The sequence below is a fragment of the Pandoraea terrigena genome (assembly GCF_902459705.1).
GTDB classification, from domain to species: domain Bacteria; phylum Pseudomonadota; class Gammaproteobacteria; order Burkholderiales; family Burkholderiaceae; genus Pandoraea; species Pandoraea terrigena.
Map to the genome: position 1 here is coordinate 1 of NZ_CABPRU010000031.1, position 967 is coordinate 967.

Consider the following 967-nt stretch of genomic DNA (forward strand, 5'->3'; position numbering starts at 1 on the left):
GCCGAGATACCGCCACCCAGCGCGCTTTCGCCCTTGCGCACGCTGACGTTACCGCCCACGCGCACTTCCAGTTGCTTCTTGATCTGCATGTCCACCCCCAGATCCGCCGTGAAAATATCGCGGCCCAGCTTCGGACCCTTCACCGTGAAACCACGCGGCGCGCCGTAGATCGCATTCGTCAGGCGGCTCTGCGTGTTGCCGAACTCGTGCTCGTACGACAGGCGCAGCGACGGCGCCACCTTGCCGCCCGCGATGCTCGCCACTTCGCTCCACAGTCGTACGCCCAACACCCCGCGCGTCGAGGTCTGCGATTGCGATCCCACCTTCAGGCCGTCGTTGCCCTGGCCGTCCCGGTTCGTTTCGTCGAACGCGTTCAGACGCGTCGAGGCCACGCGCACACCCACCGACGGATCGATGTTCACGCCCGACACCCCAAAGCGCTTACCCACCTCGCCGAACATCCCGAACGTCTGACCGCTCGTCTTGCCCGTCAAGCGAGCCGACGCATTGCGCGCCGCCACCGTGCGATCCGTCTTCACGCTGTGATTCGTGTACGACAACGCGCCGTTCACGAACCAGTTCGCGCTGCTAAGGTGCGATCCATACAGGCCCACGCTCACGCTGTTGACCTTCGACTCGCCCGGCATGCCCTTCGCCTTCGACTCCTGGTTGCCCAGGCCCATCGACGCGCCCACCAGCGTGTTCTGGCCAACCCGCTTGTCGATACCGATCGCGCCGTCCAGGCCCTTCACGTCGAACGACATGCCGTCGCCGCGCTGGCTCGCGTTGCCGCCCTTGAACGAGGCCCAACCCGCGATGCCGTTGTCCGCCGCCATCGCGCCGTTCGCCGTCTTGTCGTCGAACATCGTGCCGCCGGCGATCATGCGCGTTTGCATGCCGCGCTGGAACGACGTGGCCGCCCCTTGCGCCGTCGTCGCGTTGTTCACCAGCGACTCACCCGAGAGCA

The 967-nt window shown here is 66.1% G+C and carries 1 protein-coding gene; it reads right to left on the reverse strand.

The features are described 5' to 3' along the window. Window positions 1-967 (reverse strand): autotransporter outer membrane beta-barrel domain-containing protein (locus PTE31013_RS24655; RefSeq protein ID WP_150615205.1); only part of this gene is annotated, 967 nt, incomplete at both ends.